We start from the raw sequence: 25,452 nt of genomic DNA, 5'->3' as shown, positions 1-25,452 counted from the left end.
GACCACGGAAAGCGATCGCGATTTCAACGGCGGCTATGCATCAACCCGTCATAGGTTTCCGGACCGCGCGGGCGGGCCCGGCGGCTGGAAGGCGCGGTGTATGACGGCTGGGGCCGGCGGAGTCAAGAATCGGCCGCCTCGATCGGCGGCAGGCGGTATCGGCCCTCCAGCAGGTCGGGCTTGGGCAGATAGGCGCGCATGAACAGCGCGAACGGCCCGGCCGGCGCCGGCAGCCAGTTGGCCTCGCGCCCAGGCCCGGGGTTCTGGTGGCCGATCCAGATGTCGAGCGATCCGTCGTCGTTGGCCGTCAGGCCCGGCGTGCGGTCGCCGATGGCGTAGCGGTCGAGCGGATTGTCGGTGAAGAAGAACTGCCCGTCGTCGGTGGCCTCGTACAGGCTGAGCGACCAGAACGAATTGACCGGCAGCGGCGCACCGGCCGGGAAGTGCAGGCGCCAGGCCTTGGTCCCGTCGAACAGCGCCCGGCCGTCGGGCGCGGCGGCGCGCATGTACATCGCCTCGGCGGGCGGCAGGGCCGCCAGCCCGCCAAGGGCCACGGCGGCGCGATAGGCGTAGTCCTGGTCGAAGTCGCCCAGCCGGGCGCTGGGATAGGACCAGCCTTCGACGAAATCCGTCCCGGCAAGCCCGCCGCCGCCGCGCGCGGCCTTGCGGCCCTCGGCGAGGCCCGCCTCGATCTCGGCCGCCTGCGCCTCCGAGAACCGGGCTGGATCGAAGCCCTCGGCCAGGCCGAGAGGCGCGATGGCGCGCAGCGCCGCGAGGTCCGTCGCCGGCGGCGGATTGGCCGCCATCAGCTTCGCCGCGGCGTCGAAGTATTCCCGCCAGTCCGCCGAACGGGCCGCATAGGGCCCGGGCGCCTCGCAGGCCGGCCCCTGCATGGACAGCCCCGCCTGGACCTCACGCGCGGCGTCCAGGTCGTGCGGGCCGTCGACCAGGATGCGGGCCAGGGCCCAGACGTGGTTGGTCGGCGAACGGATCACGCCCCAGCCCTCGGCCGCCTCGTTCGGCCCCACGAGGCGGAAGACGCCGCCGTCGGGGCCCGTGGTGCGCGTGCCGAGGACGGCGAAATTGTTCGTGTAGGCGTCCATCAGCGCCAGGGAGAAGTACCGGTCGCCCGTGGGCGGCAGGGTGATCGTCACCGGGCCGGCCGACAGGTCGATCTGGGCGGTGGAATAGAGGGTGTCGTTGTTGGGGGTGGTGACGGCCCGGTGCTTGTGGGTGGCCAGGGCGCGCACGTGGGCGAACACGCCCATCTGGTGGCCCAGCTTCTGGCCGCGGGCGCGGGTGGTCGCCACCTCGATCAGCGGCAGGGTGTAGATGTAGGCCTCGCGCGCCGCCGTTCTCAGATCCGTCAACCGTCCGTTCCCCGTCCTGTCCGCGCCGCGACCTCCGCGGCGGCCTCGCCGGCCTCCGCCCACCAGCGGCGCACCATGTCGGCCGCCGGGCCCGCGGCGGCCAGCCGGACCCCCTGCCCCGCCCACAGCGAGAGCATCTCGGGGTCGCCCGCCTTGGCGGCGGCGGCGCGCAGCGGCTGGGTCAGCCGGTTCTGCACAGGATAGGCCGGCACGTCGTCCTGGACCCCATGCATCTGACGCATGAACCTGTTCTCCACGCCGCGGGCGTGGCGGCCGGTGAAGGCGCGGGTGAGCCGCGTCGGGTCGTCGCCGGCCCCGGCCAGCGCGCGCCGCCAGGGCGCCGAGGTGGTCGCCTCGTCCGACAGCAGGAAGGCCGTGCCCATCTGGACGGCGGCCGCGCCCAGCGCCAGCGCGGCGGCGACGCCGCGGCCGTCCATGATCCCGCCCGCGGCGATCACCGGCAGGTCGACGGCGGCGCGGATGGTCGCGACCAGCGCCATGGTTCCCACCAGGCTCGCCTCGGCCTCGGCCAGGAAGTGGCCCCGGTGGCCGCCGGCCTCGAACCCCTGGGCGCAGATCCCGTCGGCGCCGACCTCGGCCCAGGCCCGGGCCTCGGCGACCGTGGTGGCCGTGCCCACCACAAGGACGCCGGCGCGATGCAGCGCCTCGACCTGTTCGCCGGTCAGGATGGCGAAGGTGAAGGAGGCGACGGCGGGCGCGGCCTCGGTCACGGCGGCGAGCTGGGCTTCGAAGTCGACAGCGAAGCTGTTGGGCGCCTCGGGCAGCGGCGCGCCGAGCGCCTGGTACCAGGGCGCCAGGCGGGCGAGCGCGGCGTCGAGCTCGGCCGCGGCGGGTTCGGCCCGGGGCGCCATCAGGAGGTTCACGCCGAACGGCGCGCCGGTCCGCGCCTTCATCCCGGCCACGGCGCGGCCGATCTCCTCCGGCGACAAGGCGCCGGCCGCCAGCGAGCCCATGCCCCCGGCCTCGCTGACCGCCACCGCCAGGGCGTCGAGCGAGGCGCCCACCATCGGAGCCTGGAGGATCGGGATCGGCAGGCCGTTCAGCAGGTCGCGGAGGCTCACGGGCTGTCCTTCTTCCGCGCCAGCTTCTCCAGCACCTTGCCGCGGCCACGGCTCAGGGCCGTGACCACGCCGCGCAGGGTGCGGACCTCCTGGTCGGTGAAGCGCGCACGGCCCAGGGCGGCGCGCAGGTTCTGGATCATGTTGGGCGTCTTCTCCGGCGGGTGGAAGAAGCCGGAGGTCTCCAGTTCGCGCTCCAGGTGCTCGTAGAAGCCCAGCAGGGCCTCGCCGCTGGCGGGCGCCGCGCCGGGGCGGAAGTTGGGCGGCGGCGCATCGGCCTGGGCCACACGCCACTCGTAGACGTTGATCGCCACCGCCTGGGCGAGGTTCAGCGACCGGAAGCGCGTGTCGATCGGGATGGTCACCACCGTCTGGCACAGCGCCACGTCGGCCGTCTCCAGTCCCGCCCGCTCGCCGCCGAACAGCAGGCCGACGCGCTCGCCGCGCCCGACGGCCTCGACCCATTCGACCGCCGCGGCCCGCGGCGTGATCACCGGCAGCTGCAGTTCGCGAGGCCGCGCGGTGGTGGCGTAGACGCGCTGGAGGTCGGCGATCGCCTCGGCCACGCTGCCGCACACCTTGGCCGCGTTGAGGGGCCACTCCGCGCCGGAGGCCGAGGCCCAGGCCCGTTCCTGGGGCCAGCCGTCGCGCGGATTCACCAGCCGCAGGTCGGTCAGGCCGAAGTTGGCCATGGCGCGGGCCACCGCGCCGATGTTCTCCGCCAGCTGCGGGGCGTTCAGGATGATGACGGGGGCAAGAGGAGCGGCTTCGGCCATGCCGCGTTTAGAGAAGCCCCAACCGGCGATGGCAACCCCGATGGCGCGTTCAGGCCGCGACGGTCGCCTCGGCTTCACGCGGCGCGAGGGTTCCGCGACGTCAGCAGCGTCGCCGAGCCTTTGCGTCGGCGTCCATGGCGGCTATACGGCCCCAAAGACATATTCGCCCGGAGCGCCCGCCCCTCATGGCCAAGATCAAAGTCGCCAACCCCGTCGTCGATCTCGACGGGGACGAGATGACCCGCATCATCTGGAAGCTGATCAAGGACAAGCTGATCTTCCCGTTCCTGGATCTCCAGATCGACTACTACGACCTGGGCATGGAGCACCGCGACGCCACCGACGACAAGGTGACCGTCGAAGCGGCCGAGGCGATCAAGAAGTACGGCGTCGGCATCAAGTGCGCGACCATCACCCCGGACGAAGCGCGGGTGAAGGAATTCAATCTCAAGAAGATGTGGAAGTCGCCGAACGGCACGATCCGCAACATCCTGGGCGGGGTGGTCTTCCGCGAACCCATCATCTGCAAGAACGTGCCGCGGCTGATCCCCGGCTGGACCCAGCCCATCATCATCGGCCGCCATGCGTTCGGCGACCAGTACCGCGCCACCGACTTCAAGGTGCCCTCGAAGGGCAAGCTGACGGTGAAGTGGGAAGGCGACAACGGCGAGACGATCGAGCACGAGGTCTACGACTTCCCGGGCGGCGGCGTCGCCATGGCGATGTACAACCTCGACGATTCGATCCGCGACTTCGCGCGCGCCTCGCTGTCGTACGCCCTGAACCGGAAGTACCCGATCTACCTCTCGACGAAGAACACGATCCTCAAGGCCTACGACGGGCGCTTCAAGGACATCTTCCAGGAGGTCTACGAGACCGAATACCTCGACCAGTTCAAGGCCGCGGGCCTGACCTACGAGCACCGCCTGATCGACGACATGGTGGCCTCGGCGCTGAAGTGGTCGGGCGGCTTCATCTGGGCCTGCAAGAACTACGACGGCGACGTGCAATCCGACCAGGTGGCCCAGGGATTCGGCTCGCTGGGCCTGATGACCTCGGTGCTGGTGACGCCCGACGGCAAGGTCATGGAGGCCGAGGCCGCCCACGGCACCGTGACGCGCCACTACCGCCAGCATCAGCGCGGCGAATCCACCTCCACCAACTCGATCGCCTCGATCTTCGCGTGGACCCAGGGCCTCAAGCACCGCGCCAAGCTCGACGGCAACGCCGAACTCGACCGCTTCGCCTCGACGCTGGAGAAGGTCTGCGTGTCCACGGTCGAGAGCGGCTCGATGACCAAGGACCTGGCGCTGCTGGTTGGTGACACCCAGGGCTGGCTCACCACCGAGGGCTTCATCGACAAGGTGGCGGTCAATCTCGAGAAGGCGCTCGCGGCCGCCTGAGCCGGCGGCCTAGCGGCCTTCCTTCCAGACGTCGAGAGGCTGCTTCTCCTCGTGGCGCACGAGGAAATAGTAGCCGGCCACGAAGACGACGATCGCCGTGACCGTGGCGCCCAGGAATCCGGCCGGGGTGGCGAACCACAGGGTGAGCCAGAGGGTCGCGTCGCCGATCAGCAGCATCGCCCAGCGCGTCAGCAGGCTGAACGCGTGGTAGGTCCGCTCGTGGGTGAGGGTATCGGGCGTCTGCTCGCCGAAATGAGCGCGGGTTTCCATATCGGGACCTCCGACCAGCCCAGCAGGATCAACGCCAGCGCGCGCCCATTGTTCCGTTCTGTCAATATGGGTTCTTCAGGCGTTCTCGCGCCATGCCGGCCCCGTCCGCAACGCAAAACGGCCGGGGCGAGCCCCGGCCGCTTCACAGGGGTTCTGACGATGGATCGCCGTCAGACGGTAAACACGCGGCGACGCCGCATCGCGGCGCCGGCCATGCCGAAGCCGGCGATCATCAGCGCCCAGGTGGCGGGCTCGGGAACGGCCGTGGCGTCGTGGTCCCAGTCGAAGTTGGCGGAGACCGACAGCTGGTTGTTCGAACCGTTGAAGGTGCCGCCGTTGACGTAGATGCTCAGCACGCCATCGTTCAGCGGACCGAAGTTGAGCGTCATCTTGCCATTGGAATCCAGGAGGTCGCCGGGATTCCAGTCGAGGTAGCCCTTGTTGATCGTGAACGGAATGCCGCCGGTCACGCCGGTGACTTCCGTCGGGCCATTGTTCGGATCGGGCAGATCGAACACGAAGCGGAGCTTCGCGGTCCCGGTGACGAAGACGTCGTCCAGGTTGATCGCGCTCTCGGTCGTGTAGAGGGCGAACAGCGGAACGACGGCGATTTCTTCGTTGCCGTTGCCCGGGTTGCCATCGCTGGGCGCCAGGTTGACGTTGAAGCTGCCGCTGAACGCGCTGGCGGCGAGCACCAAGCCCGGATCATCGGTCTTCAACTCGTCGAGGTACCAGTTCCCGGCGAAGACCGTCGCATGCGCCTGCGTGGCAGCGAGCGCCAAGCCGGCAGTCGCCGCAAGTGCGGCAAATTTGTTTTTCATCTCAAGGCCCCCCGCGCCTCAGCGTGAAACTTCCGTTACCGATTTCTTAATGTCACAGCCGCAAGGCGACTTGCAGCAAGACTCCCCCGCCGCGCGAACTTACTGTTCGAGCATCACCCTTATGGCGAGTAGCCCCTCAGCGGCCCGGCTGGAGTCGGGCGCACCGCCTTGGGCGAAGTCGGGGCGGCCCCCGGCCCCCTGCCCCCCCATGGCCTGGACAGCGGCCTTCGCCAGATCGACCGCATTGACGCGCCCCTGCGCCGAGCCGGTGACCGCCACGGTGCAGGCGGCCTTGCCGTCGGCCGTGCCCACGAGGGCGATGACGCCGTCGGGGAGCTGCTTCTTGAACTCCTCGGCGATGGGCCGCAGGTCCTTGCCGCCGACGCCCTCCATGACGCGGGCGATCACCTGGACGCCGCCGATCTCCTCCGGCCCGGACGCCGCGCCGCCGCCCCCGCCCATGGCCAGCTGGCGCTTGGCGTCGGCCAGCTCCTTCTCGACCTTGCGGTTCTGCGCCTGCAGCGCTTCGACGCGCGCGGCGACTTCGGCCACCGGGACCTTGAACTGCTCGGCGAGCGCCTTGGCGACGCCGGCCTGTTCGAGCAGGTAGCGACGCGCCGCCTCGCCGGTCAGCGCCTCGATGCGGCGCACGCCCGCGGCGATCCCCTGTTCCGAGACGATCTTGAAGAGCGCGATGTCGCCGGTGCGCGCCACATGCGTGCCGCCGCACAGCTCCACCGAATAGGCGCCGCCGGGCCCCTCGCCCTTCGCGCCGCCCAGCGCCTGGCCCAGCGTCAGAACGCGGACGGTGTCGCCGTACTTCTCGCCGAACAGCGCCATGGCGCCGGCCTCGATGGCCTGTTGCGGGGCCATCAGCTGGGTGTCGGCGGCCAGGTTCTGGCGCACCACGGCGTTCACCTCAGCCTCGATGCGGTCGATCTCGTCCGCGGTCAGCGGCTGGCCGTGGCTGAAGTCGAAGCGGATGCGTTCGCCGTCAACCATCTGGCCCTTCTGGGTCACGTGCTGGCCCAGCACGTTGCGCAGCGCCGCGTGCAGCAGGTGGGTGGCCGAGTGGTTGGCTCGCGTCGACGCCCGGCGCTCGGGGTCGACCGCCAAGCGCACGCGCGCGCCGGGCTCCAGCCTGCCCTCGACGATGGTGAGGTCATGCACGTGCAGGTCGCCGGCCTGTTTCTGGACGTCGGTGACGCGCGCGCGCCCGCCGTCCCATTCGACCTCGCCCTGGTCGCCCGCCTGGCCGCCGCTCTCGGCGTAGAAGGGGGTGCGGTCGAACAGCGCCTGGACCTTGGCGCCGGCGGCCGCGGCGTCGACCTCATGGCCGTCCTCCACCAGCGCCAGCAGCTCGCCCGTGCCCTCCGTGGTTTCGTAGCCGACGAACTCGGTCTGGCCGAGGCGGTCGCGGATCGCGAACCACTCCGCCGCCGCCGCCACCTGGCCCGAGCCCACCCAAGCCTCGCGCGCCATCTCGCGCTGGCGGGCCATGGCCGTGTCGTACTCGTCGAGATTGACGGTCAGGCCCCTGGCGCGCACCGCGTCCTGCGTCAGGTCGAGCGGGAAGCCGTAGGTGTCGTAGAGGCGGAACGCCGTCTCGCCCGACAGGACGTCGCCGTCCTTGAGGCCGGCGGTCGCCTCGTCCAGCAGAGCGAGGCCCCGGCCCAGGGTGCGGCGGAACCGCTCCTCCTCCTGGCGCAGGGTGTCGACGATGGCCGGCTCGGCGCGCTTCAGCTCGGGATAGGCCTCGCCCATCTCCGCCACCAGGGTCGGCGCCAGGCGGTGCATCAGCGGCTCGTCCGCGCCCAGGATGTGGGCGTGACGCATGGCCCGGCGCATGATCCGGCGCAGCACGTAGCCCCGCCCCTCGTTCGACGGCATGACGCCGTCGGCGATCAGGAAGCTGGTCGAGCGCAGGTGGTCGGCGATCACCCGGTGCGACGGCCGCGCGTCGCCCTCCGCCTTCACGCCGGTCGCCGCCTCGCTCGCGGCGATCAGGGTGCGGAACAGGTCGGTCTCGTAGTTGGAATGCACGCCCTGCAGGATCGCGGTGATCCGCTCCAGCCCCATGCCGGTGTCGATCTGCGGCTTCGGCAGGGGCTTCTGCTCGCCGTCGGCGAAGCGCTCGAACTGCATGAAGACCAGGTTCCAGAACTCCAGGAACCGATCGCCGTCCTCGTCGGGGCTGCCGGGCGGGCCGCCCTGGAGCTCCGGCCCCTGGTCGATGAAGATCTCGGAGCACGGGCCGCAGGGGCCGGTGTCGCCCATGGACCAGAAGTTGTCGGATGTGGGGATTCGGATGATCCGGTCGTCCGAGAAGCCGGCGATCTTCTTCCACAGGTCCGCCGCCTCGTCGTCGGTGTGATAGACCGTGACCAGCAGCTTGTCCTTGGGCAGGCCGAACTCCTTGGTGATCAGGGTCCAGGCCGCTTCGATCGCGCCCGCCTTGAAGTAGTCGCCGAACGAGAAGTTGCCCAGCATCTCGAAGAAGGTGTGGTGACGGGCGGTGTAGCCGACATTGTCGAGGTCGTTGTGCTTGCCGCCGGCCCGCACGCACTTCTGCGACGAGGCCGCGCGCGGCCACGGCGCCGCCTCGGCGCCGGTGAAGTAGTTCTTGAACGGCACCATGCCGGCGTTGACGAACAGCAGGGTCGGGTCGTTCTGCGGGACCAGCGGGGCCGAGGCGACCACGGCGTGATCCTGCTTCCGGAAGTAGTCCAGGAAGTGGGTCCGGATCTCGTTCAGGGTCGCCATGGGTCTCGATCTCGAAGGTGAACTCGCAACGCGTCGCCCCGATGTGGGGCCGGCTCGGTGTACGCGAAACGGGGGGCCTAGGGAAAGCGCGGTGGAAATGCAAAGGACGCCCCGGGCTTTCGCCGGAGCGTCCTGCCTCTTACGAGGCCCTTCAGGGTGGCGACGCGGGCGGGTTGGCGGAGCGCGCGCGCCGGGATCGGGGCCTCAGAGCGAGCCGTCCTCGTCGTCGGCGCTCTCGTCGGGGCCCACGAGAAGCTCTTCCTCGATGGTCTCGCGCGCGCCGCGCACCTTCCGCTCGATCTCGGCGGCGATGTCGGGATTGGCCTTGAGGAACTCGCGCACGTTCTCGCGGCCCTGGCCGATGCGCTGCGAGCTGAACGAGAACCACGAGCCGGACTTTTCGACCACGCCCGCCTTCACGCCCAGGTCGATGATCTCGCCCAGCTTGGAGATGCCCTCGCCGTACATGATGTCGAACTCGACCTCGCGGAACGGCGGGGCGACCTTGTTCTTGACCACCTTCACGCGGACGTTGTTGCCGACGATCTCGTCGCGCTGCTTGACCGAGCCCGTGCGGCGGATGTCGAGGCGCACCGAGGCGTAGAACTTCAGCGCGTTGCCGCCCGTCGTCGTCTCGGGACTGCCGTACATCACCCCGATCTTCATGCGGATCTGGTTGATGAAGATGACCAGCGTCTTGGCCTTGGAGATCGAGGCGGTGAGCTTGCGCAGCGCCTGGCTCATCAGGCGGGCCTGCAGGCCAGGCAGCTGGTCGCCCATCTCGCCCTCGATCTCGGCCCGCGGCGTCAGCGCCGCCACCGAGTCGACCACGATCACGTCGACCGCGCCCGAACGCACCAGGGTGTCGGTGATCTCCAGCGCCTGCTCGCCCGCGTCGGGTTGGGAAACGAGGAGCTCGTCGAGGTTGACGCCCAGCTTGTGGGCGTAGCTCGGGTCGAGCGCATGTTCGGCGTCGACGAAGGCGGCCGTGCCGCCCGCCTTCTGCACCTCGGCCACCACGTGCAGGGCCAGCGTCGTCTTGCCGGAGCTCTCGGGCCCGTAGATCTCGACGATCCGCCCCTTGGGCAGGCCGCCGATGCCCAGCGCCAGGTCGAGGCCCAGCGAGCCGGTGGAGACCGCCTCGACCTCCATCTGCGTCTTGTCGCCCAGCCGCATGACCGAGCCCTTGCCGAACGCCCGATCGATCTGCGCCAGCGCGGCCTCGAGCGCGCGCTGCTTATCCCCGTCTTCTTTTCCCACGAGCCTCAACGCTGACTGAGTCATTGCCTGATCCCTCTCTACCGCAGATTCCCGCCAACCCGGTCGGGAGAACGCGTCGCCGCGTCGAGGACTCAAGACGTACCGCCTTTGTTCCGGGTTCGCAAGATGTTCTCATCCCGCGAGCCGCGGCCCGGGTCCCCGGCCAGGCGGCGCAACGCCTTCCGCCTGACCAGGGAAGATTCGGACCGGCCTACGTCAAAAGCGGACGTAGGCTTGGGGGCCGGTTCTCAGGCCGCGAACGCCGGGGCGACAAGGCGGCCGGCCAGTTCGAAGCTGCGCAGCACCGCCTCGTGCGGGATCGAGCCGAACTGCATCAGGCACATCACCCTGTCGGCCCCGATCGCCTGGTAGCCGCGCAGCCGCTCGATGCAGTGGTCGGGATCGCCGATCACCACGCTGTCCAGCGGCTCCAGCACCTCGTGAGCCTCCTCGAAGCTGATCTCCTGGCCCTGCGCCATACGCTTCAGCACCTGCACCACCGGGGGATCGTCGGCCTGGATCTCGACCTCGTGCGGATCGAGCTTCTGCAACGCGGCCGTGTCGCGGGCCGAGTTGGGGTGCAGGCCAGCCTTGATCATGTCGTACCAGACCCGCCGCGGCACCTTGAAGACGACCGGCGCGGTGTTGACGTACCAGAGCGCCGACCATGCCGCGCCGTTGGCGATGGCCTGCGCCCGGCTCTCGGCCACGTGGACGAAGGTGAAGCAGCCCTTCTGGGCGTTCACCACCTTGCCGGCGGGTTCCCGGCAGGCGGCCAGGCCGCGGTCGTGCTCGCGCAACATCTGGCCCAGGAAGGCGACCGGGCTCAGCAGCGTGGTGCCCAGCGCGCCAACGCCGAGTTCTCCGGCCATGTGGAAGCTCTCGGGCGAGCCGCAGGTCTGCCAGAGGCGCGGATGGGGCTTCTGCAGCGGCTTGGGCGTCACCTCGCGCGGCGGCACGCGGTAGTCCTCGCCTTCCCAGGAGAACTCCGGCTCGGTCCAGATGCGCGGGATCATTCGGAAGGCCTCGCGCACCTCGTCGCGCGCCTTGTCGGGATCGACGCCGAAGGTCTCCCACTCCTTGCCGCCGGACTTGGCCAGCCCGAGCTCGAACCGCCCGCCGGACAGCAGGTCCAGGGTCGCGGCGCGCTCGGCCACCCGCAGCGGAGCGTTGATGCGGAACGGCGCCAGCACCCCGGCATGGCCCACCCGTAAGGTTGAGGTGGACATGGCGATGGCGGTCAGCACCACCTCCGGCGCCGAGGAGTAGCTGAACTGGGGCGAGCCGTGGTGCTCCACCTGCCACCAGGTCTCGAAGCCGGCGGCCTCGGCCGCCTGGGCCTGGGCGATGATCTCGCGGAACAGGCTGGCCTCGTCGGCGCCGTCCTTCCAGGGGAAGGCGCGCTGGATCTCACAGAAGACATCGAACTTCACAGGTTTCCTCCGGCGGCTTGATACATAACATGCGTTATATTTTCAGACATGGCGAGCGCTGGCGTCGAATGGCCGGTCATGCTCAGAAAATGGCGATGGGATTGAGGGGCGAACCGGTTCCGCCCTGGATGCGCAGGGGCCCGGCGGCGAACTGGAACGACCAGCGGCCGAGCTCGGCGCAGGCCTGCGCCACGGACTCCAGGTCGAGGTTGTCCAGCAGGTGCAGGCCCATGGCGACCAGGCCCAGGATGTGGATCGGCATGGCCCAGTCGCGATGGATCACGCCGTTGGGAATCGGGTCGTGGACGCCGTCGCCGCCCAGCACGGCCACCTGCCGGGCGTGCAGCCACTCGACGGCCCGCGGGTCCAGCCCCGCCACCGCCTGATCGGAGTGGACCGCCCGGCGCGCGTCGCGGCCCAGGCGCACGAGGAGGATGTCGCCCTTCCCCACCTGGATCCCGTGGGCCGCCTCGGCGGCCTCCAGCTCCTCGGTGGTGACGAGGTGGTCGGCCTCGACGAACGGCCGGCCCTGCGCGCGCGGCACGTCCAAGAGCACGCCGCGGCCGACGAGCCCGTCGCGCAGGGACATGATTGTGTTGGACCGCGCGCCCGTGCTCTTCACCTCGCCGGCGGCGCGGCCGTTGTACATGCGCCCCTGCAAGAAGATGTGGCAGAGGGCGTCGATGTGGCTGGACGCCATGCCGTGGTAGGCGATGCCGATGAAGTCGGTGGAGACCTCCAGGCCGTCCACCCCGGGCACGCAGCAGTCGTCGCCGGCGATGACCATGTGGTGCTGCGCCGGCCAGGGGTTCTCCGGCCCCGGCTGAGTGGGGAAGTCGCGCGACAGGCTGACTGTCCGGCCCTCCCGCACCAGCCCCGCGGCCGCGACGATCTCGGCCGGCCCGATGTGATTGAGCGCCCCCCGCTCGTCGTCCGCCCCCCAGCGCCCCCAGTTGGAGACGCGGTCGAACAGGGCCCGCAGCTCGGCGTCGCTCATCGAGTCGGGGTGCGGCCCGCGCCGGGAATCAAAGTCGCGCCGGTTCATGACCCCTTCGCCAGCGCCTCGTTGGCCCGGGAATGGCGCACGCCGGGCTCGAGCTCGATCATCTCGATGATGTTGCCGTTGGGGTCGTAGCAGCAGGCCGTGCCGACGATGCCGAGGGCCTCCGCGGGCGTGTAGACCGGCTGGGTGAAGCGCACGCCCGCGGCGGTGAGCTGCTCGTAGGCGGCGTGCACGTTGCGGGTGCGGAAGGCGATGATCCGCGGCACGGTGGTCGCCACCGCGTCCGGATCCGGGAACACCGCCTTCGGCTCCAGCCACTCGATCAGGTCGATCATCGGCCCGTCGGGATCGTCGGGCAGCACCATCAGCACGCCGCGGCCACTGGCCCGCCGCAGGCCGAAGATGCCCGCGACGAACTCGGGCCAGGTCACGTCCCGGCGGTCGTTCAGGACCTCGAACCCGAGCCGCCGGTAGAAGGCGACCGACTCGTCGAGGTCCCGGCAGTTGACGACCGTGTGGTAGAGGCTGGCGAGCGACCACTGACCCATGAGCACAACCCCCTAGAAGTCGTAGCCGACCCGCACGCCCCAGGTGCGCGGCGGGTAGTAGGTGTAGTTGTCGAAGCCGAAGCCGCCGCCCAGGGTGTTGGACTGCAGGCCGTCGTTGGAGATGATGTCCTTGTTCCCGACGTTGCGGACGAAGGCGTCGACACTCCAGCGGGCGTCGGGCGCGCGCCAGTTCACGCTGAGGTCGACCAGGGTGTAGGCGCCCTGACGTTCCAACGGCGAGTTGGCGGAGAGGAAGTAGAGGTCGCCGGAGCGGAAGATGTCCACGCGCGGCGTCAGCTGGCCGAAGGCCGTGTCGAACGCGTACTGGGCGCCGACGTTGATGGTGTACTTGGGCGTCTGCACCAGCCGGTTGCCCGCGAAATCGCAGAGCCGGGTGGTGGCGTCGCAGCCCGGGGCGGCCCCCGCGTAGCGGTTGTCGATGGTCGTGTACTCGTCGTACTCGGCCTTGGTGAGGGCGACCGCCGCATTGAGGCGCAGGCCGCCCGCGGGCGTGGCCACGGCCTCCAGCTCCAGCCCGTTCACGTGGGCGCGGCCCGCATTGTCGATCCGCGAGCCGGTGATGTCCTGCACGAACACCTGCATGTCGCGCAGCTTCTGGCGGTAGGCCGCGCCGTTGAAGACGACCCGCCCGTCGGCCAGGGTGGTCTTGAACCCCGCCTCCCAGGCGCGGACCTTCTCGGGCTGGTAGATGCCCGGGAAGTTCCCGACGAGCCCGCCGCCCGACAGATAGCCGCGGGCGTAGTTGGCGTAGACCAGCGCGTTGTCGGAGACGCGCCAGGTGATGCCGGCCTTGCCGGTCACCTCGCTCCAGCTCTCGTTGAAATTCTTGGTCGGCTCGGTGGAGAAGCCGATCAGCGGCAGGGTGTAGTTGAGGAAGTCGAAGCCCTTCTTGCGGTCGTGCGTGTAGCGCAGGCCGACGGTGAGGGTGACCGGCGCGCCCATGCCGGCCTTCTCGAGATCGAAGTCGGCCTGGCCGAACACGGCCTGCGACCGGGTCTTGTAGATGCCGCCGTTGGTGAAGACGAAGTTGTCGGTGAACGGCGAGGCCGAGTTCAGCCCCGTGTCGAAGAACTGGAAGGTCTGGCCCACCTTCTCACTGAAGAAGAAACCGCCGATGATCCACGAGAGCGGCGCGTCCGAGGGGTTGGAGGCCAGGCGCACCTCCTGCGACCACTGGAACTGGTCGAGCGTCCAGTAGGGATTGTTCGCCAGGGTCAGCTCGGAGGCGTCGGGATCGCTCGATTGGGCCCACTTGCCGGAGGCGTAGCCCGTCACCGAGGTCAGGGTGGCCGGACCCAGGTCGTAGTTGAAGGTCCCCGAGGCGTAGCGGTTCTTCTGGTCGAAGTTCTCGGGGCTGTTCTTCCGCACCTCGCGCGGATCGTCGAGGTAGGGCTGGGCGCCGACGTAGCGCGCCGGCGCCAGGTTCCAGCGGGTCTTGGTGGCCACAGGGTCGCCGTTGTCGGACGCCGAGACGACCAGCCGGAAATCGGCCTGTTCGGAGAACTTCACGAACAGCTGGCCGCGGATCATCCAGAAGTCCTGACCGTCGGCGTCGTGGGTGGCGCCGGGACCGGTGAAGAGGTTTTTCTGGTAGCCGTCGTGGTCGGCCTTGACCGCCGAGATCCGGATCGCGGCGAAACCGCCGTCGTCGTGGGTATAGAGCGGGGCGTTCAGCCAGCCGCGGAAGATGCGCGCGTCGTAGTTGCCGAGCAGGGCGTCGGCGTGGCCGCCCAGCTCGGCGCTCGGCGCCCGGCTGATGACGTTGACCGAGCCGCCCACCGAGTTGCGTCCGTAGAGCGTGCCCTGGGGCCCGCGCAGCACCTCGATGCGGTCGACGTCGAAGAACTCCGGATCCACCGAGGTGGTGCGGGCGAGATAGACCCCGTCGAGATTGTAGGCGACCGGCGAGTCGCCGCCGCTGGTGGTGTTCTGGCTGCCCACCCCGCGCAGGGTGATGACGTTCTCGCCGCCCGTGACGCCCGAACCGAAGCGCAGCGACGGTATGCGGGTGGAAAGGTCCTGGAAGCCCACGACGCCCTGCTTCTCGAGCTGGTCGCCCGAGATGGCGGTGAGCGCGATCGGCACGTCCTGCGCCTGTTCCTCGCGCTTCTGGGCGGTGACGATCAGTTCCTCGACCAGGGCGCCGGAGGCGCGGTCCTGGGCCAGGGCTGGCGCCGCCGGCGCGACCAATGCAACGGCGGATGCAGAAAACAGGATAGTCCGCAGAGTGCGGCTCACGGCTTCCCCCCTCGTTCAGCGCCGCGAGTGTCGCGGGCGTTGGCCCGGCCTCCGGCTTGAAGCGGAAACATAACACGCGTTCCGTAAACGGAAAGGGTCCACATAATGCTCGTTATATAACGTTCGTTTGAAAAATGCCTGCGCCCGGCCCGTCGGGGTTGTCACCGCGATACGGAATGCGGCACAGCGTGACAGGTAGCTTGGGGCGGCGCATGGCCAGGGTTGTCGATCACGACGAGCGGCGGGAAATCTTCGCGGCCGCGGCCCTGCGCGTGATCGTGCGCGAAGGCGTGCCGGGGCTCACGGTTCGCGAGGTGGCCAAGGAGGCCGGCTTCACCACCGGGGCCCTCACCCACTATTTCCAATCCAAGGACCAGCTGCTGATCCAGGCGTCGGAGCTGTCGTCCCGGCTCGTCCGTGAACGCATGGCGCGCGCCGAGCGGGCCCCGTCGGCCCTGGACGCGATCCGCCGCGTGGTGGCGCTCGCCCTGCCGCTGACGGCGGAGACGCGGGGATATTGGCGAATCTGGGTGGGCTACTGGGAGCGTTCCGCCTACGACGCCGACGTCGCCCGCGTCATGGGCCTGCGCTACGACGAGTGGCGCGACCGCCTGGCCCGCCTGCTCGCCCGCGCCCAGGAGGAGGGCGAGGTCGCCCCCGACGTGGACGTCCAGCACGCCGCCCAGAGCCTGGTGGCGCTGATCGACGGGATCGGCGTGCAGGTGCTGCTGGGCGTGGGCCGCATTCCCCCGGCCCGGCAGCGGGCGATGATCGACCTGTGGCTCGAGACGCTCGGCGCCCGTGGCGGGGCGATGGAGCGCGCACCGGGCAAGCGCGGCCGCAGCTAGGGCTCGGACCGCCGTTCCAGCGTCGCGGCGCGAAGGCGAAGGGCGGCGCGCAGGCCGCCCCCGGGCCGATTCTCCAGGATCAGCCGGCCGCCCTGGCTCTCGGCCAGCGCGCGGACGATCGCCAGGCCCAGGCCCGCCCCCGCCGATTCGCGGCCGCGCGAGGGTTCGAGGCGCTCGAACGGGGCAGTGAGACGCGCCAGCGCTTCGGCCGGCACGCCGGGACCGTCATCCTCCACCGCGATCCAGATCCCGTCGCCGTCGGCCCCTGCGCCAACCCGCCCCCCGCCGCCGTAGCGGACGGCGTTGTCGACGAGGTTGGCCAGCATCCGGCGCAGCGCCAGGGGCGCGCAGGCCGCATGAAGCGGACCGCCCGCCAGCGGCGCGACGGCGATGGGCTGGCCGAGCTCGGCGCGCACCTCGGCCAGGCGGGCCAGCTCCTCGTCCACATCGACACACGGGGCCTCGGCCGGCGCATCGGCCGTGGCGTGCCGGGCGAAGGTGAGCGTGTCGTCCAGCAGCGCGCTCGCCTCCTCGATGTCGGCCACGGCGCGGGCGTGCTGGTCGGGATCGTCGATGAAGTCGGCCCGCAGGCGCAGACGGGTGAGATAGGTGCGCAGGTCGTGGGCGATGGCGGCCAGCATGCGGGTGCGCTCGTCCACGAGGCCGCGGATGGTGCGCTTCATGTGGTTGAAGGCGGCCGACAGGTCGCGAAGCTCGGCGGAGCCGCGCTCGGGCAGGTCATCGGCCGACAGATCCTCGGCGAAGCGGCGGGCGCCGTCGGCCAGGGCGCGGATCGGCCGCGCGGTCTGGCTGACGGCGGCGAACAGGACCACGAGCAGCGCGGCCACGCCGATCGCGCCGATCGCGGCGCTGCGGCGGACCAGGCGTTCGAGCGCCGGGAGGCGCGTCCGCTCGATGACGAGCACCTGGCCGTCGTCGAGGCCGACCAGCAGGCGCACCGGCGAGACCGCGCCCAGCCCGCCCCCCTGCAGCGGCCGCACGGCGGCGCGGAAGCGGGTCTGCACCCGGAACGGACGATCGCCGAACGCCGCAGCGTAGCGGGCGTAGCGCTGCTCCAGCCGTTGTTCGAGGCGCGGCTCCAGCGGCCCGGACTCGCCCGCCACGTCGGTCGGGAAGCCTGGCGCGAGGCTGACGCGGAGGGGTTCCACGTTGAGCGCGCGGAGCACGCGGGGCCGCAGCTCGGGCGGCGCGGCCTCGACCGCCTCGGCCATGGCGGCGGCGTCGGCCGGGGCGACGAGGCTGAAGATCGGCCGCGCGGGGCCGCCGGGCCAAAGCATGGCGACGATGAAAGCGATCATCGCGGCGGCCAGCCCCGCGACGAAGATCATGCCGATGCGGACGGCCAGGCTGTCGAACGCCGTCGGACGGGCGCGCTTCGCCGCCGCCGCGCCATCGGACGGCGCGGCGTGGGACGGACGCCGGTGCTCGTCGCGCGCTCGCATGGCCTGGCGCCATCTTCGGAGGCCCCGCGCCGAGGCGGAAGGCGAAAAGCACGGCTGTTACACTTCGTTGCGCTTTGGCGCCGGGCCGACAATCGCGGCTGACCGGCTGGCGGGACAGTGGCCCCATGACCCCAGGCCGCCTCGCCATGTTCGCCGCCCTCGCCATCGCGGGATTGGCGACCGCCGGACCGGCGGAAGCCCGCGGCCCGCTCGCCGAACGGCTGGCGGCGATACGGGCGGCGAGGACCGGGTCAGCCGCGCCACCGACGGATTCGCCCGCGGACTGGACGACGGTCTATCGCAACGACGCGCCCCGGCGGACCCTGCGGCCCGCCGCGGCCGACGGGCCGGTGGTCGATGGGCCGGCGGCCGAACGGCCCGCGAAGGCCGCGGATCGGCCGCGCCTCGGGCGGCTGCGCCCCCGGCGCTGATTACCGGCGCTCGGCCATCTCGCGTGCGGCGGCGATCTCGGCGGCGTCCAGGCGGCCGTCCTGGTTGCGGTCGGACAGCTCGAACAGCGGGGCCGGCGCGGCGCGGAATTCCTGGGCCGTGATCCGGCCATCGCCATCGGCGTCGGCCCGCCGCACGGCGTCGACCAACGGCTTGGCCCGCTCGATCCTGGAGAGCCGCCGCAGTTCGGACTGGCTCAGCACGCCGTCGCCATCGCGGTCGAGCCGACGCAGCCGGGCCCAGCGGGCGTCGGCGAACTCGGCGCGGGTGACGTAGCCGTCGTGGTTGAGGTCAGCGTTGTCGAACACGGCGCCCGGCGAACGGGCCTGGGCGGCCGGGGCCGAGGCGAGCAGCGCCGCCACGGCGACGGAAGTCAGAAGACGCATGGGATCCTCGAAGCAGGAAAGAGGCGGCCGGGCGCCCGGGGACGGCGCCCGGCCGAGGGGAACCGGGGAAGGAAGCCGGCCGGGGGCTATCGGGGCCGGTCGACCACGCCGGTCACGGAGGTGGTCTGTCCGTCAACGCCGGTGCGCGAGGCGCCGTAGCTGAACGTGCCATCGCCGTTGTCGATGACGGTGGTGGCGCGCGACGCCGTCTTGCCGTTGTTGAAGACGTGGCTGGCGCCGCCGGAATAGACGCCGTCGCCCCAGGCGGCCTGGCGCGAACTGGCGCCGCCGTAGCCGCCGTGGGTCTGTAGACTGCGCGAGGCCGAGACGGCGCCGGGCTGGCGGTCGATCGCCCGCGCGCGGACATAGCCAGCGCCGTCGGCGCGCTGGACGCTGACGGTGCGGCCGTGGCCGCGAGCGTCGGCGGCCGAGGCGGAGATGAGGGCCAGGACGATGGCGAGGCCGCCGACGGCGGCCAGGGTGTCGAAACGCATGATCGTGGGCTCCGTGAAGGGGTGGGTCCCGTCCTGCGCCGATCAGGCGCGCGGCCGGCAAGCGAGCCGTTTCGACGGGAATACGGAGTGTTACGAAGTGTATCGCCCCCTGCCCGGCCCTTCGCTCCGCCCCGGTTTCGGGCGATGCTGAGGCCGATGAGCGACAGCGCTTCCCCAGACAACGCCGTGGCCGACAACACCGTGATCGCCGTGGTCGAGGACGATCCGGAGATTCGCGACCTGACCTTGCGCCTGCTCGCGCGGGAGGGCTTCGAGGCGGTCGGCTGTCCCGACGCGCCGGCCTTCGACCGCATCGCCGGGCGACGGCGCATCGACCTGGTGCTGCTGGACCTCATGCTTCCCGGCGAGGACGGCTTGTCCCTGTGCCGCCGGCTGCGCGCGTCGGGTGGCGGACCGGCGGTGGTGATGCTGACGGCCAAGGGCGACGACATCGACCGCATCGTGGGACTGGAGATCGGCGCCGACGACTACCTGCCCAAACCGTTCAACCCGCGCGAGCTGCTGGCCCGGGTCCGGGCGGTCCTGAGACGCACGCGCCACGACCATCGGCCGGCCACGCCGGCGCCGCACGAGATGCTGCGTTTCGAGGACTGGACACTCGACACCGGGAGCCGCGAGCTCGCCGGGGCCGACGGCGGCGTCACCCAGCTCACGGGGGGCGAATACGACCTGCTCCTGAGCTTCCTGCGCCATCCGCAACGGGTGCTCAGCCGCGACCAACTCCTCGACTGGACGCGTGGACGCAACGCGGGCCCCTATGACCGCGCCGTCGACGTGCAGCTCAGCCGACTGCGGCGCAAGCTCGGCGATCCGGGGGACGGCAGCGGCCTGATCCGCACCGTGCGAGGCGGCGGCTATCTGTTCACGGCGAAGGTCCGACGCCTCTAGGCGTGCTCGCCGGGCGCGCCGCACTGACGCAACGGTTGAGATTTTCGGTGAAGCTCCATTCGCCCCTCTCGGCGCGATGTGTCCACTACACAACTGCCGCGCGAATACTGGCAAATCAACACGTTCACCTGTGTCGGTATGTGAATCAGCCTAGACTCAAGACCTAGGTTTAGGGGGTCTTGACCAGGGTATGCGTCCGCGGATGTCGGAGAGGACCGGCGCAGCGATCCGCAAGTTGCGGCTCGCCCGTGGCTGGAGTCTCGCCCAGCTCAGCGAAACCAGCGGCGTGCCGATCTCGACCCTATCGCGGGTCGAGCTCGGCCAGAACGCACTTAACTATGAGAAACTGATTCGACTCTGCCGCGCGCTCGAGGTGGACCTTGAGGGTCTGGTCACCCGCGAAGCGGAGTCGGCCGGTGTCGCCTCGGGCCGACGCGCCGTCACCCGCACGGGCCAGGGGCCTGCGGCCCGGGTGGGCGGCAACACCGGGCGACGCGCCGCGGCCGATTTGCTGTCCAAGGGCCTGTCGCCCATCACGATCGACGTGACGGCCGCCAACCTCGACGCGCACGGCCCCCTGACGGCGCATCCGGGCGAGGCCTATGCGCTCGTGCTGGACGGCGAGATCGAATTCCACAGCCATCTCTACGCCCCGCTTGCGCTCGACGCGGGGGATTCGGTCTACTTCGACGCGGCTTCGGGCTATGCGCTGGTCGCCCCGGCGGGACCCGCCAAGGTGCTGCTGGTGGTGGGCGGCGAAATACCGTTCGGCTGAGCGGATCGCCCCGCACCTGACGCGGGGCGGCAAGTTGTCGCAAGTCGAAGCCCGGGCCGAAAACGTCCCACAATTTACTAATAATCAAACTGGACTTGGGAATGTCCGCATCGGCGGGGCCTGATCGGCGTCGCTCGGTTCCCAACGGCAACGGCGAGACCCCCCAAATGCGGTCGCTCAGTCCCCCTACTGTCGAAGACCGCGCTTCGCCGGGCGCCCATCACACCCCGGGCGTCGCCTTGGGAACTGACCGCTTCGCCGCCGCCCTGTTTGCGGCCGGCGAGCGCGCGGCGTGGAGCGCCCCCCGCTCCTCCCGCGCGCTCCCGGCCGCCATTCCCGCCCTTTCCTGATTTCCGCTGCAGAACGATTGCGATGAACCTGCTGAACAACCTTCCGATCTCGCGCAAGCTGACCGTCGGCTTCGCCATTGTCGTGGCCGTCGTGGCGCTCATGAGCGCGGCCGTGCTGACCAGCCTGTTCAGCATCAAGGCGACCGTCGGCGCGAACGATGAGAGCGCCGCGCAGCTCAAGGTCGCCGACGCGGTGCTGACCGCGCGCGTCGAGCGCCAGAACGCGATCCGCGGGCTGGTGGCCACGGGCGACCCGTCGTTCCTCAAGGTGATCGAACAGCAGGAAAAGGCCTACCAGGCCTCGATGGCCGAGTGGGCCAAGATCGCGCCGCAGGACGCCGCCACGATCAGCGCCGTCAAGGGCGCCATCGTCGGCATCGAGGCCGAGGAGAAGGCCCTGATCGCCGCCGGCCAGGACCCCATCGAGCAGGCTACCGCCATGGCGGGCCTTGTCGACAAGGGCCGTCTGTCGAAGCTGCGCGCAGTCCTGAAGACCTACACCGACAAGAAGGCCGTCGAATTCGAAGCCAACAACAAGGCCCAGGCCGCCGCCCAGGCTTCGGCCGTCACCTTGCTCGCCATCGGCGGCCTGCTCGCGCTGGGCCTCTCGGTGGTGATGGGCTTCATGCTGACCGCCGCGATCGCCAAGCCGGTCAGCGCGATGACCGCCGCCATGGCCAAGCTGGCCGCCGGCGAGCGTAACGTCGACATCCCCGCCGTCGGTCGCAAGGACGAGGTGGGTCGCATGGCCGCCGCCGTCGAGACCTTCAAGGAAGCCGCGATCGAGAACGCGCGGATGTCGGAAGAGCGCGCAGAGCAGCGCCGCCTCGCCGAAGAGCAGCGCAACGCCACCGACGCCGAGCGCGCGGCCATCGCCGCCGAGCAGGCGAAGGTCGTCGAAGGCCTGGCCACCGGCCTGGATCGCATGGCCGCCGGCGCGATGACCTTCCGCCTGAACGAGCCGTTCTCGCCCGAGTACGAAAAGCTGCGCGCCGACTTCAACCGCGCCATCGGCCAGTTGCAGGACACGCTGTCCGAGGTTGCGGTCAACGCCAAGGCCGTCCGTTCGGGCGCCGGCGAGATCACCCAGGCCTCCGACGACCTGTCGCGCCGCACCGAGCAGCAGGCCGCGACCCTGGAGGAAACGGCCGCCGCGCTGGACGAGATCACCGCCACCGTCCGCAAGACCGCGGAGAACGCTGGCCAGGCCAACGAGTCGGTCAGCAACGCCCGCGGCGACGCCGAGCGTTCGGGCGCCGTCGTCCGCGATGCGGTCTCGGCGATGAGCGAGATCGAATCCTCGGCCCAGCAGATCAGCCAGATCATCGGGGTGATCGACGAGATCGCGTTCCAGACCAACCTGCTGGCGCTCAACGCCGGGGTGGAAGCCGCCCGGGCTGGCGACGCCGGCAAGGGCTTCGCGGTGGTCGCGTCCGAAGTCCGGGCCCTGGCCCAGCGTTCGGCCGAGGCCGCCAAGGAGATCAAGGCCCTCATCTCGGCTTCAAGCACCCAGGTCGGCCGCGGGGTCGAGCTCGTCGGCGAGACCGGCAAGGTGCTGGAGCGGATCCTGGCCCAGGTCACCGAGATCAACGGCGCGGTGAGCGACATCGCCGCCTCGGCGCAGGAACAGGCCGTCGGCCTGCAGCAGGTGAACACCGCCATCAACCAGATGGATCAGGTGACCCAGCAGAACGCCGCCATGGTGGAGGAAGCCACCGCCGCCAGCCATGCCCTGGCCACCGAGAGCGAGGCGCTGTCGCAGCTGATCGCCCGGTTCGACCTGGGCCAGGGCGCGGCCGCGCAGCCGGCCGCCGCGAGCCGCCCGGCTCAGCGCCCGGTCGCGGCCCTGAAGACCACCGGCCGTGGCGGCGCCGCGCCGAAGCCCGAACACCAAGAAGACGCCTGGGATGAGTTCTGATCATGGGTGAGCCCAAGACCGTCGCGCTGAGCGACAACCTGGACATGAACGCCGCGGGTCCGCTGACCGCCTCGCTGCGCGCCGCGCGCGGCGCACCGGTGGCGCTGGACGCCTCGGCCGTGCGGCGGGTCGGCGGGCAATGCCTGCAGGTCCTGCTCTCCGCTCAGGCCACGTGGGCCGCGGACGGCAAGCCGTTCGAGATCGTCTCGCCCTCGCCCGAATTCGCCGAAGGCCTCGCCCTCATGGGCGCCGCCGACCTCGCCTCCGACTCTTCTGTTCAGGACTGATCCCATGAGCATGACCGTTCTCACCGTCGATGACTCGCGGACCATGCGCGAGATGCTTCGCCTGGCGCTCTCCGACGCCGGCTTCCGTGTCGTCCAGGCCGAAGACGGCCTGCACGGCCTGGAGGTCCTGGCCGCCGAGAGGCCGCAGGTGATCGTCACCGACATCAACATGCCGCGCATGGACGGCTTCGGCTTCATCGAGGAAGTCCGCGGCGACCCGAGCCACCGCGCGATCCCGATCCTGGTGCTCACGACCGAAAGCGACGCGGAAAAGAAGAACCGCGCGCGCATGGCGGGCGCGACCGGCTGGATCGTGAAGCCGTTCAACCCGGACAAGCTGGTCGACGCGATCCGTCGCGTCGCCGCCTAAGCCTGCCGCCACCGCCGAACTAGTCGAGAACAGGGAGTCCTCGCGTGGATCCATTGGCCGCCATCCGGGAGACATTCTTCCAGGAATGCGATGAGCAGCTTGCCGAGCTGGAGTCGGGCCTGCTCGCCATGGAGGGCGGGGATCAGGACCCTGAGACCATCAACGCGGTCTTCCGCGCGGTCCACTCCATCAAAGGCGGCGCCGGCGCGTTCAGCCTGGAAGCGCTGATCCGCTTCGCGCACGTGTTCGAGACCGCGCTGGATGAAATGCGTTCGGGCCGCCTGGAGGCGACGTCCGACGTCCTGAAGACCATGCTGCGCGCGTCGGACGTCCTGGCCGACCTCGTGAGCGCGGCGCACGCCGGCGAGGAAGGCGATGATCCCCGCGCGGCCACCCTGGCCGACGAGCTCAAGGCGATGAGCGGCGGCGAGGACGACACGAGCGAGTCGGAAGAGGACTGGGGCGACGACTTCGACTTCCAGCCGCAGGCGGTGTCGTTCGAAGCCCCCGCCGGCCCGACCGGCTTCGTGGTGCGCTTCAAGCCGCGCGCCGACCTCTACGCCAAGGCCAACGAGTCCGCCCTGCTGCTGCGCGAGCTCGCGCGGCTGGGCGAGGCCTCGGTGGAGCTGGACGCCCACGACGTCCCCCCGATCAACGAGATCGACCCGGAAGCGGCCTATCTGTCGTGGACCGTCACGCTGACGGGCGACATGGACGAGACCGCGATCCGCGAGGTCTTCGAGTTCGTCGACGGCGACTGCGAGCTTTCCATCGAACCCATCGCGGCCGACGAGGCCGAGGCGGGCGGCGAGCCGGAATTCGACATCGGTTCGCTGCTGGCGAAGGTGCAGGGCGACGCGCCCGCCGCCACCGAGGAAGCACCCGCCGAGATCGAACCCGCGGCTGCGGCCGAGCCCGAGCCCGAAGCGGCGCCCGAGCCGGCCCCGACGCTGGCGGTCGTGCCCAAGGCCGCCGCGCCCGAAGCGCCCGCCGACGCCCTGGCCAGCACCGGTCCGCGCAAGACCGAGGCCGGCGCGACCATCCGTGTCGACCTGGAACGCGTCGACCGCCTGATCGACCTGGTCGGCGAGCTGGTGATCAATCAGGCCGTGCTCTCGCAGCGGGTCATGGAAGCGGGCCTGGCCCGCGCCTCGGCCGTGGCCATGGGTCTGGACGAGCTGGAACAGCTCACCCGCGAGATCCAGGACAGCGTGATGGCCATCCGCGCCCAGCCGGTGAAGTCGGTGTTCCAACGGATGCCGCGCCTGGTGCGTGAAGTGGCCGCCATGACCGGCAAGCCGGTCCGCCTGGTGACGGAAGGCGAAGGCACCGAGGTCGACAAGACCGTGATCGAGCGCCTGGCCGATCCCCTCACCCACATGATCCGCAACGCCATCGACCACGGTCTGGAAAGCCCCGAGAAGCGCGCCGCCGCCGGCAAGCCGGCCGAGGGCGTGGTCAAGCTGGCCGCGTTCCACCGTTCGGGCCGCATCGTGATCGAGGTCTCCGACGACGGCGGCGGCATCAACCGCGAACGCGTCAAGGGCATCGCCGTCGAGAAGGGGCTGATCGCCGCCGACGCGGCGCTGTCGGACGAGGAGATCGACAACCTGATCTTCATGCCCGGCTTCTCCACCGCCAGCGAGGTGTCGGACATCTCGGGCCGCGGCGTCGGCATGGACGTGGTGCGCCGTTCGATCCTGGCGCTGGGCGGACGGATCAACATCGTCTCCAAGCCCGGCAAGGGCTCGACCTTCACCATGAGCCTGCCGCTCACCCTGGCGGTGCTCGACGGGATGGTGGTTTCGGTCGCCAACCAGACGCTGGTCGCCCCGATCACCGCGATCGTGGAGACCCTGCAGCCCAAGGCGAGCGACGTGCACAGCCTGGGCGGCCATTCGCGGGTCATTTCGATCCGCGGCGGCTTCGTGCCGCTCATCGACATCGGGATGGCGCTGGGCTACCGGCGCGACCCGCTGCCCGCGACCCAGGGCGTCGCGCTCCTGATCGAAGGCGAAGGCGGCGCACGCGCGGCCCTTCTCGTCGACGCGATCCAGGGCCAGCGCCAGGTCGTCATCAAATCCCTCGAGGCCAACTACCGCCAGGTGCCCGGCGTCGCCGCCGCCACCATCCTCGGCGACGGCCGCGTGGCTCTCATTCTCGACATCGATACGATCGTCTCGGTCTCCCGAGGCGAGATGCGCAAGGCAGGCTGAC

At 70.4% G+C, this 25,452-nt stretch carries 23 protein-coding genes; 9 read left to right on the top strand and 14 right to left on the bottom strand.

Annotated elements, in window-relative coordinates:
• Nucleotides 1–122 precede the first annotated feature (122 nt).
• The 3 genes from GC203_RS18850 to GC203_RS18840 are packed head-to-tail and all read right to left on the bottom strand — an operon-like array spanning nt 123 to nt 3,225.
• Nucleotides 123–1,370, bottom strand: coding sequence for a DUF1254 domain-containing protein (locus GC203_RS18850; RefSeq protein WP_293457868.1), 1,248 nt, complete (start codon nt 1,368–1,370; stop codon nt 123–125).
• Nucleotides 1,367–2,452 (bottom strand): nitronate monooxygenase, encoded by a 1,086-nt coding sequence (locus GC203_RS18845; protein ID WP_293457867.1) that lies wholly within the window; start codon nt 2,450–2,452, stop codon nt 1,367–1,369. Before GC203_RS18845 ends, GC203_RS18850 begins: the two co-directional genes overlap by 4 nt.
• Nucleotides 2,449–3,225, bottom strand: coding sequence for an RNA methyltransferase (locus tag GC203_RS18840; RefSeq protein WP_293457866.1), 777 nt, complete (start codon nt 3,223–3,225; stop codon nt 2,449–2,451). The genes GC203_RS18845 and GC203_RS18840 overlap by 4 nt, the downstream gene beginning before the upstream one ends.
• A gap of 185 nt (nt 3,226–3,410) precedes the next feature.
• Here GC203_RS18840 and GC203_RS18835 point away from each other — a divergent pair, with 185 nt between their 5' ends.
• On the top strand, nt 3,411–4,628 hold the full coding sequence (locus GC203_RS18835; RefSeq protein WP_293457864.1) for an NADP-dependent isocitrate dehydrogenase: 1,218 nt from the start codon (nt 3,411–3,413) through the stop codon (nt 4,626–4,628).
• A gap of 9 nt (nt 4,629–4,637) precedes the next feature.
• Here the strand turns inward: GC203_RS18835 and GC203_RS18830 are convergent, their stop codons facing one another.
• From GC203_RS18830 to GC203_RS18795, 8 genes are all read right to left on the bottom strand, one after another.
• Entirely contained in the window at nt 4,638–4,898 is a 261-nt protein-coding gene (locus GC203_RS18830) for a hypothetical protein (protein WP_293457862.1), read from the bottom strand.
• Nucleotides 4,899–5,068: 170 nt separating this feature from the next.
• Nucleotides 5,069–5,680 (bottom strand): PEPxxWA-CTERM sorting domain-containing protein, encoded by a 612-nt coding sequence (locus GC203_RS18825; RefSeq protein WP_293457861.1) that lies wholly within the window; start codon nt 5,678–5,680, stop codon nt 5,069–5,071.
• 138 nt (nt 5,681–5,818) lie between these two features.
• Nucleotides 5,819–8,482: an alanine--tRNA ligase gene (gene alaS / locus GC203_RS18820; protein WP_293457859.1), complete on the bottom strand. Its 2,664-nt coding sequence runs from the start codon at nt 8,480–8,482 to the stop codon at nt 5,819–5,821.
• A 204-nt stretch (nt 8,483–8,686) separates the two neighbouring features.
• A complete protein-coding gene (gene recA, locus GC203_RS18815) occupies nt 8,687–9,766 on the bottom strand; it encodes a recombinase RecA (RefSeq protein ID WP_293457858.1) in 1,080 nt (359 codons plus the stop codon).
• Nucleotides 9,767–9,990: 224 nt separating this feature from the next.
• A complete protein-coding gene (locus GC203_RS18810) occupies nt 9,991–11,175 on the bottom strand; it encodes an LLM class flavin-dependent oxidoreductase (protein WP_293457856.1) in 1,185 nt (394 codons plus the stop codon).
• 82 nt (nt 11,176–11,257) lie between these two features.
• Nucleotides 11,258–12,172 (bottom strand): cyclase family protein, encoded by a 915-nt coding sequence (locus tag GC203_RS18805; RefSeq protein ID WP_293457855.1) that lies wholly within the window; start codon nt 12,170–12,172, stop codon nt 11,258–11,260.
• Nucleotides 12,173–12,216: 44 nt separating this feature from the next.
• Complete coding sequence (locus tag GC203_RS18800; protein WP_293457853.1) at nt 12,217–12,726, bottom strand: VOC family protein; 510 nt, start codon at nt 12,724–12,726, stop codon at nt 12,217–12,219.
• Between the two features lie 12 nt (nt 12,727–12,738).
• Nucleotides 12,739–14,985: a TonB-dependent receptor gene (locus GC203_RS18795; protein WP_293457852.1), complete on the bottom strand. Its 2,247-nt coding sequence runs from the start codon at nt 14,983–14,985 to the stop codon at nt 12,739–12,741.
• A gap of 212 nt (nt 14,986–15,197) precedes the next feature.
• Between GC203_RS18795 and GC203_RS18790 the strand changes: the two genes are divergently transcribed.
• Nucleotides 15,198–15,833 (top strand): TetR/AcrR family transcriptional regulator, encoded by a 636-nt coding sequence (locus tag GC203_RS18790; protein ID WP_293457851.1) that lies wholly within the window; start codon nt 15,198–15,200, stop codon nt 15,831–15,833.
• On the opposite strand, the gene GC203_RS18785 is transcribed toward GC203_RS18790, so the two are convergent.
• Nucleotides 15,830–17,296, bottom strand: a complete 1,467-nt coding sequence (locus GC203_RS18785; protein WP_293457849.1) for an ATP-binding protein — start codon at nt 17,294–17,296, stop codon at nt 15,830–15,832. The genes GC203_RS18790 and GC203_RS18785 overlap by 4 nt on opposite strands.
• Before the next feature lie 125 nt (nt 17,297–17,421).
• Between GC203_RS18785 and GC203_RS18780 the strand changes: the two genes are divergently transcribed.
• The gene (locus GC203_RS18780) at nt 17,422–17,727 is read left to right on the top strand and encodes a hypothetical protein (protein WP_293457848.1); all 306 of its coding nucleotides are present in this window, start codon (nt 17,422–17,424) and stop codon (nt 17,725–17,727) included.
• Here the strand turns inward: GC203_RS18780 and GC203_RS18775 are convergent, their stop codons facing one another.
• Both GC203_RS18775 and GC203_RS18770 read right to left on the bottom strand, forming a co-directional pair.
• Nucleotides 17,728–18,132 (bottom strand): EF-hand domain-containing protein, encoded by a 405-nt coding sequence (locus GC203_RS18775; RefSeq protein ID WP_293457846.1) that lies wholly within the window; start codon nt 18,130–18,132, stop codon nt 17,728–17,730.
• 86 nt (nt 18,133–18,218) lie between these two features.
• The gene (locus tag GC203_RS18770) at nt 18,219–18,626 is read right to left on the bottom strand and encodes a hypothetical protein (protein ID WP_293457844.1); all 408 of its coding nucleotides are present in this window, start codon (nt 18,624–18,626) and stop codon (nt 18,219–18,221) included.
• A gap of 186 nt (nt 18,627–18,812) precedes the next feature.
• Between GC203_RS18770 and GC203_RS18765 the strand changes: the two genes are divergently transcribed.
• The 6 genes from GC203_RS18765 (at nt 18,813) to GC203_RS18740 (ending at nt 25,451) form a co-directional block, all read left to right on the top strand.
• Nucleotides 18,813–19,535, top strand: coding sequence for a response regulator (locus tag GC203_RS18765; RefSeq protein ID WP_293457912.1), 723 nt, complete (start codon nt 18,813–18,815; stop codon nt 19,533–19,535).
• Between the two features lie 202 nt (nt 19,536–19,737).
• Nucleotides 19,738–20,310: an XRE family transcriptional regulator gene (locus GC203_RS18760; protein ID WP_293457842.1), complete on the top strand. Its 573-nt coding sequence runs from the start codon at nt 19,738–19,740 to the stop codon at nt 20,308–20,310.
• Between the two features lie 372 nt (nt 20,311–20,682).
• On the top strand, nt 20,683–22,578 hold the full coding sequence (locus GC203_RS18755; protein WP_293457839.1) for a methyl-accepting chemotaxis protein: 1,896 nt from the start codon (nt 20,683–20,685) through the stop codon (nt 22,576–22,578).
• 2 nt (nt 22,579–22,580) lie between these two features.
• Nucleotides 22,581–22,865 carry an STAS domain-containing protein gene (locus tag GC203_RS18750; protein ID WP_293457838.1) on the top strand — a complete coding sequence of 95 codons (285 nt, stop codon included), beginning with the start codon at nt 22,581–22,583 and terminating at the stop codon, nt 22,863–22,865.
• A gap of 4 nt (nt 22,866–22,869) precedes the next feature.
• Nucleotides 22,870–23,235: a response regulator gene (locus tag GC203_RS18745; protein WP_293457835.1), complete on the top strand. Its 366-nt coding sequence runs from the start codon at nt 22,870–22,872 to the stop codon at nt 23,233–23,235.
• 44 nt (nt 23,236–23,279) lie between these two features.
• The gene (locus GC203_RS18740) at nt 23,280–25,451 is read left to right on the top strand and encodes a chemotaxis protein CheA (RefSeq protein ID WP_293457832.1); all 2,172 of its coding nucleotides are present in this window, start codon (nt 23,280–23,282) and stop codon (nt 25,449–25,451) included.
• The last annotated feature ends 1 nt before the right edge of the window (nt 25,452 follow it).

This window comes from Phenylobacterium sp., from assembly GCF_016124325.1.
Lineage (GTDB): Bacteria > Pseudomonadota > Alphaproteobacteria > Caulobacterales > Caulobacteraceae > Phenylobacterium.
Note: the sequence above shows the minus strand (reverse complement) of the source record. Positions and strands in the feature narration are given on the sequence as shown.

Coding starts and splice junctions, on each gene's coding strand:
- GC203_RS18840 (WP_293457866.1), bottom strand. CDS start 3,225: ATGGCCGAAGCCGCTCCTCTTGCCCCCGTCATCATCCTGAACGCCCCG.
- recA (WP_293457858.1), bottom strand. CDS start 9,766: ATGACTCAGTCAGCGTTGAGGCTCGTGGGAAAAGAAGACGGGGATAAG.
- GC203_RS18830 (WP_293457862.1), bottom strand. CDS start 4,898: ATGGAAACCCGCGCTCATTTCGGCGAGCAGACGCCCGATACCCTCACC.
- GC203_RS18760 (WP_293457842.1), top strand. CDS start 19,738: ATGTCGGAGAGGACCGGCGCAGCGATCCGCAAGTTGCGGCTCGCCCGT.
- GC203_RS18775 (WP_293457846.1), bottom strand. CDS start 18,132: ATGCGTCTTCTGACTTCCGTCGCCGTGGCGGCGCTGCTCGCCTCGGCC.
- GC203_RS18780 (WP_293457848.1), top strand. CDS start 17,422: ATGACCCCAGGCCGCCTCGCCATGTTCGCCGCCCTCGCCATCGCGGGA.
- GC203_RS18800 (WP_293457853.1), bottom strand. CDS start 12,726: ATGGGTCAGTGGTCGCTCGCCAGCCTCTACCACACGGTCGTCAACTGC.
- alaS (WP_293457859.1), bottom strand. CDS start 8,482: ATGGCGACCCTGAACGAGATCCGGACCCACTTCCTGGACTACTTCCGG.
- GC203_RS18755 (WP_293457839.1), top strand. CDS start 20,683: ATGAACCTGCTGAACAACCTTCCGATCTCGCGCAAGCTGACCGTCGGC.
- GC203_RS18805 (WP_293457855.1), bottom strand. CDS start 12,172: ATGAGCGACGCCGAGCTGCGGGCCCTGTTCGACCGCGTCTCCAACTGG.
- GC203_RS18770 (WP_293457844.1), bottom strand. CDS start 18,626: ATGCGTTTCGACACCCTGGCCGCCGTCGGCGGCCTCGCCATCGTCCTG.
- GC203_RS18750 (WP_293457838.1), top strand. CDS start 22,581: ATGGGTGAGCCCAAGACCGTCGCGCTGAGCGACAACCTGGACATGAAC.
- GC203_RS18745 (WP_293457835.1), top strand. CDS start 22,870: ATGAGCATGACCGTTCTCACCGTCGATGACTCGCGGACCATGCGCGAG.
- GC203_RS18790 (WP_293457851.1), top strand. CDS start 15,198: ATGGCCAGGGTTGTCGATCACGACGAGCGGCGGGAAATCTTCGCGGCC.
- GC203_RS18785 (WP_293457849.1), bottom strand. CDS start 17,296: ATGCGAGCGCGCGACGAGCACCGGCGTCCGTCCCACGCCGCGCCGTCC.
- GC203_RS18835 (WP_293457864.1), top strand. CDS start 3,411: ATGGCCAAGATCAAAGTCGCCAACCCCGTCGTCGATCTCGACGGGGAC.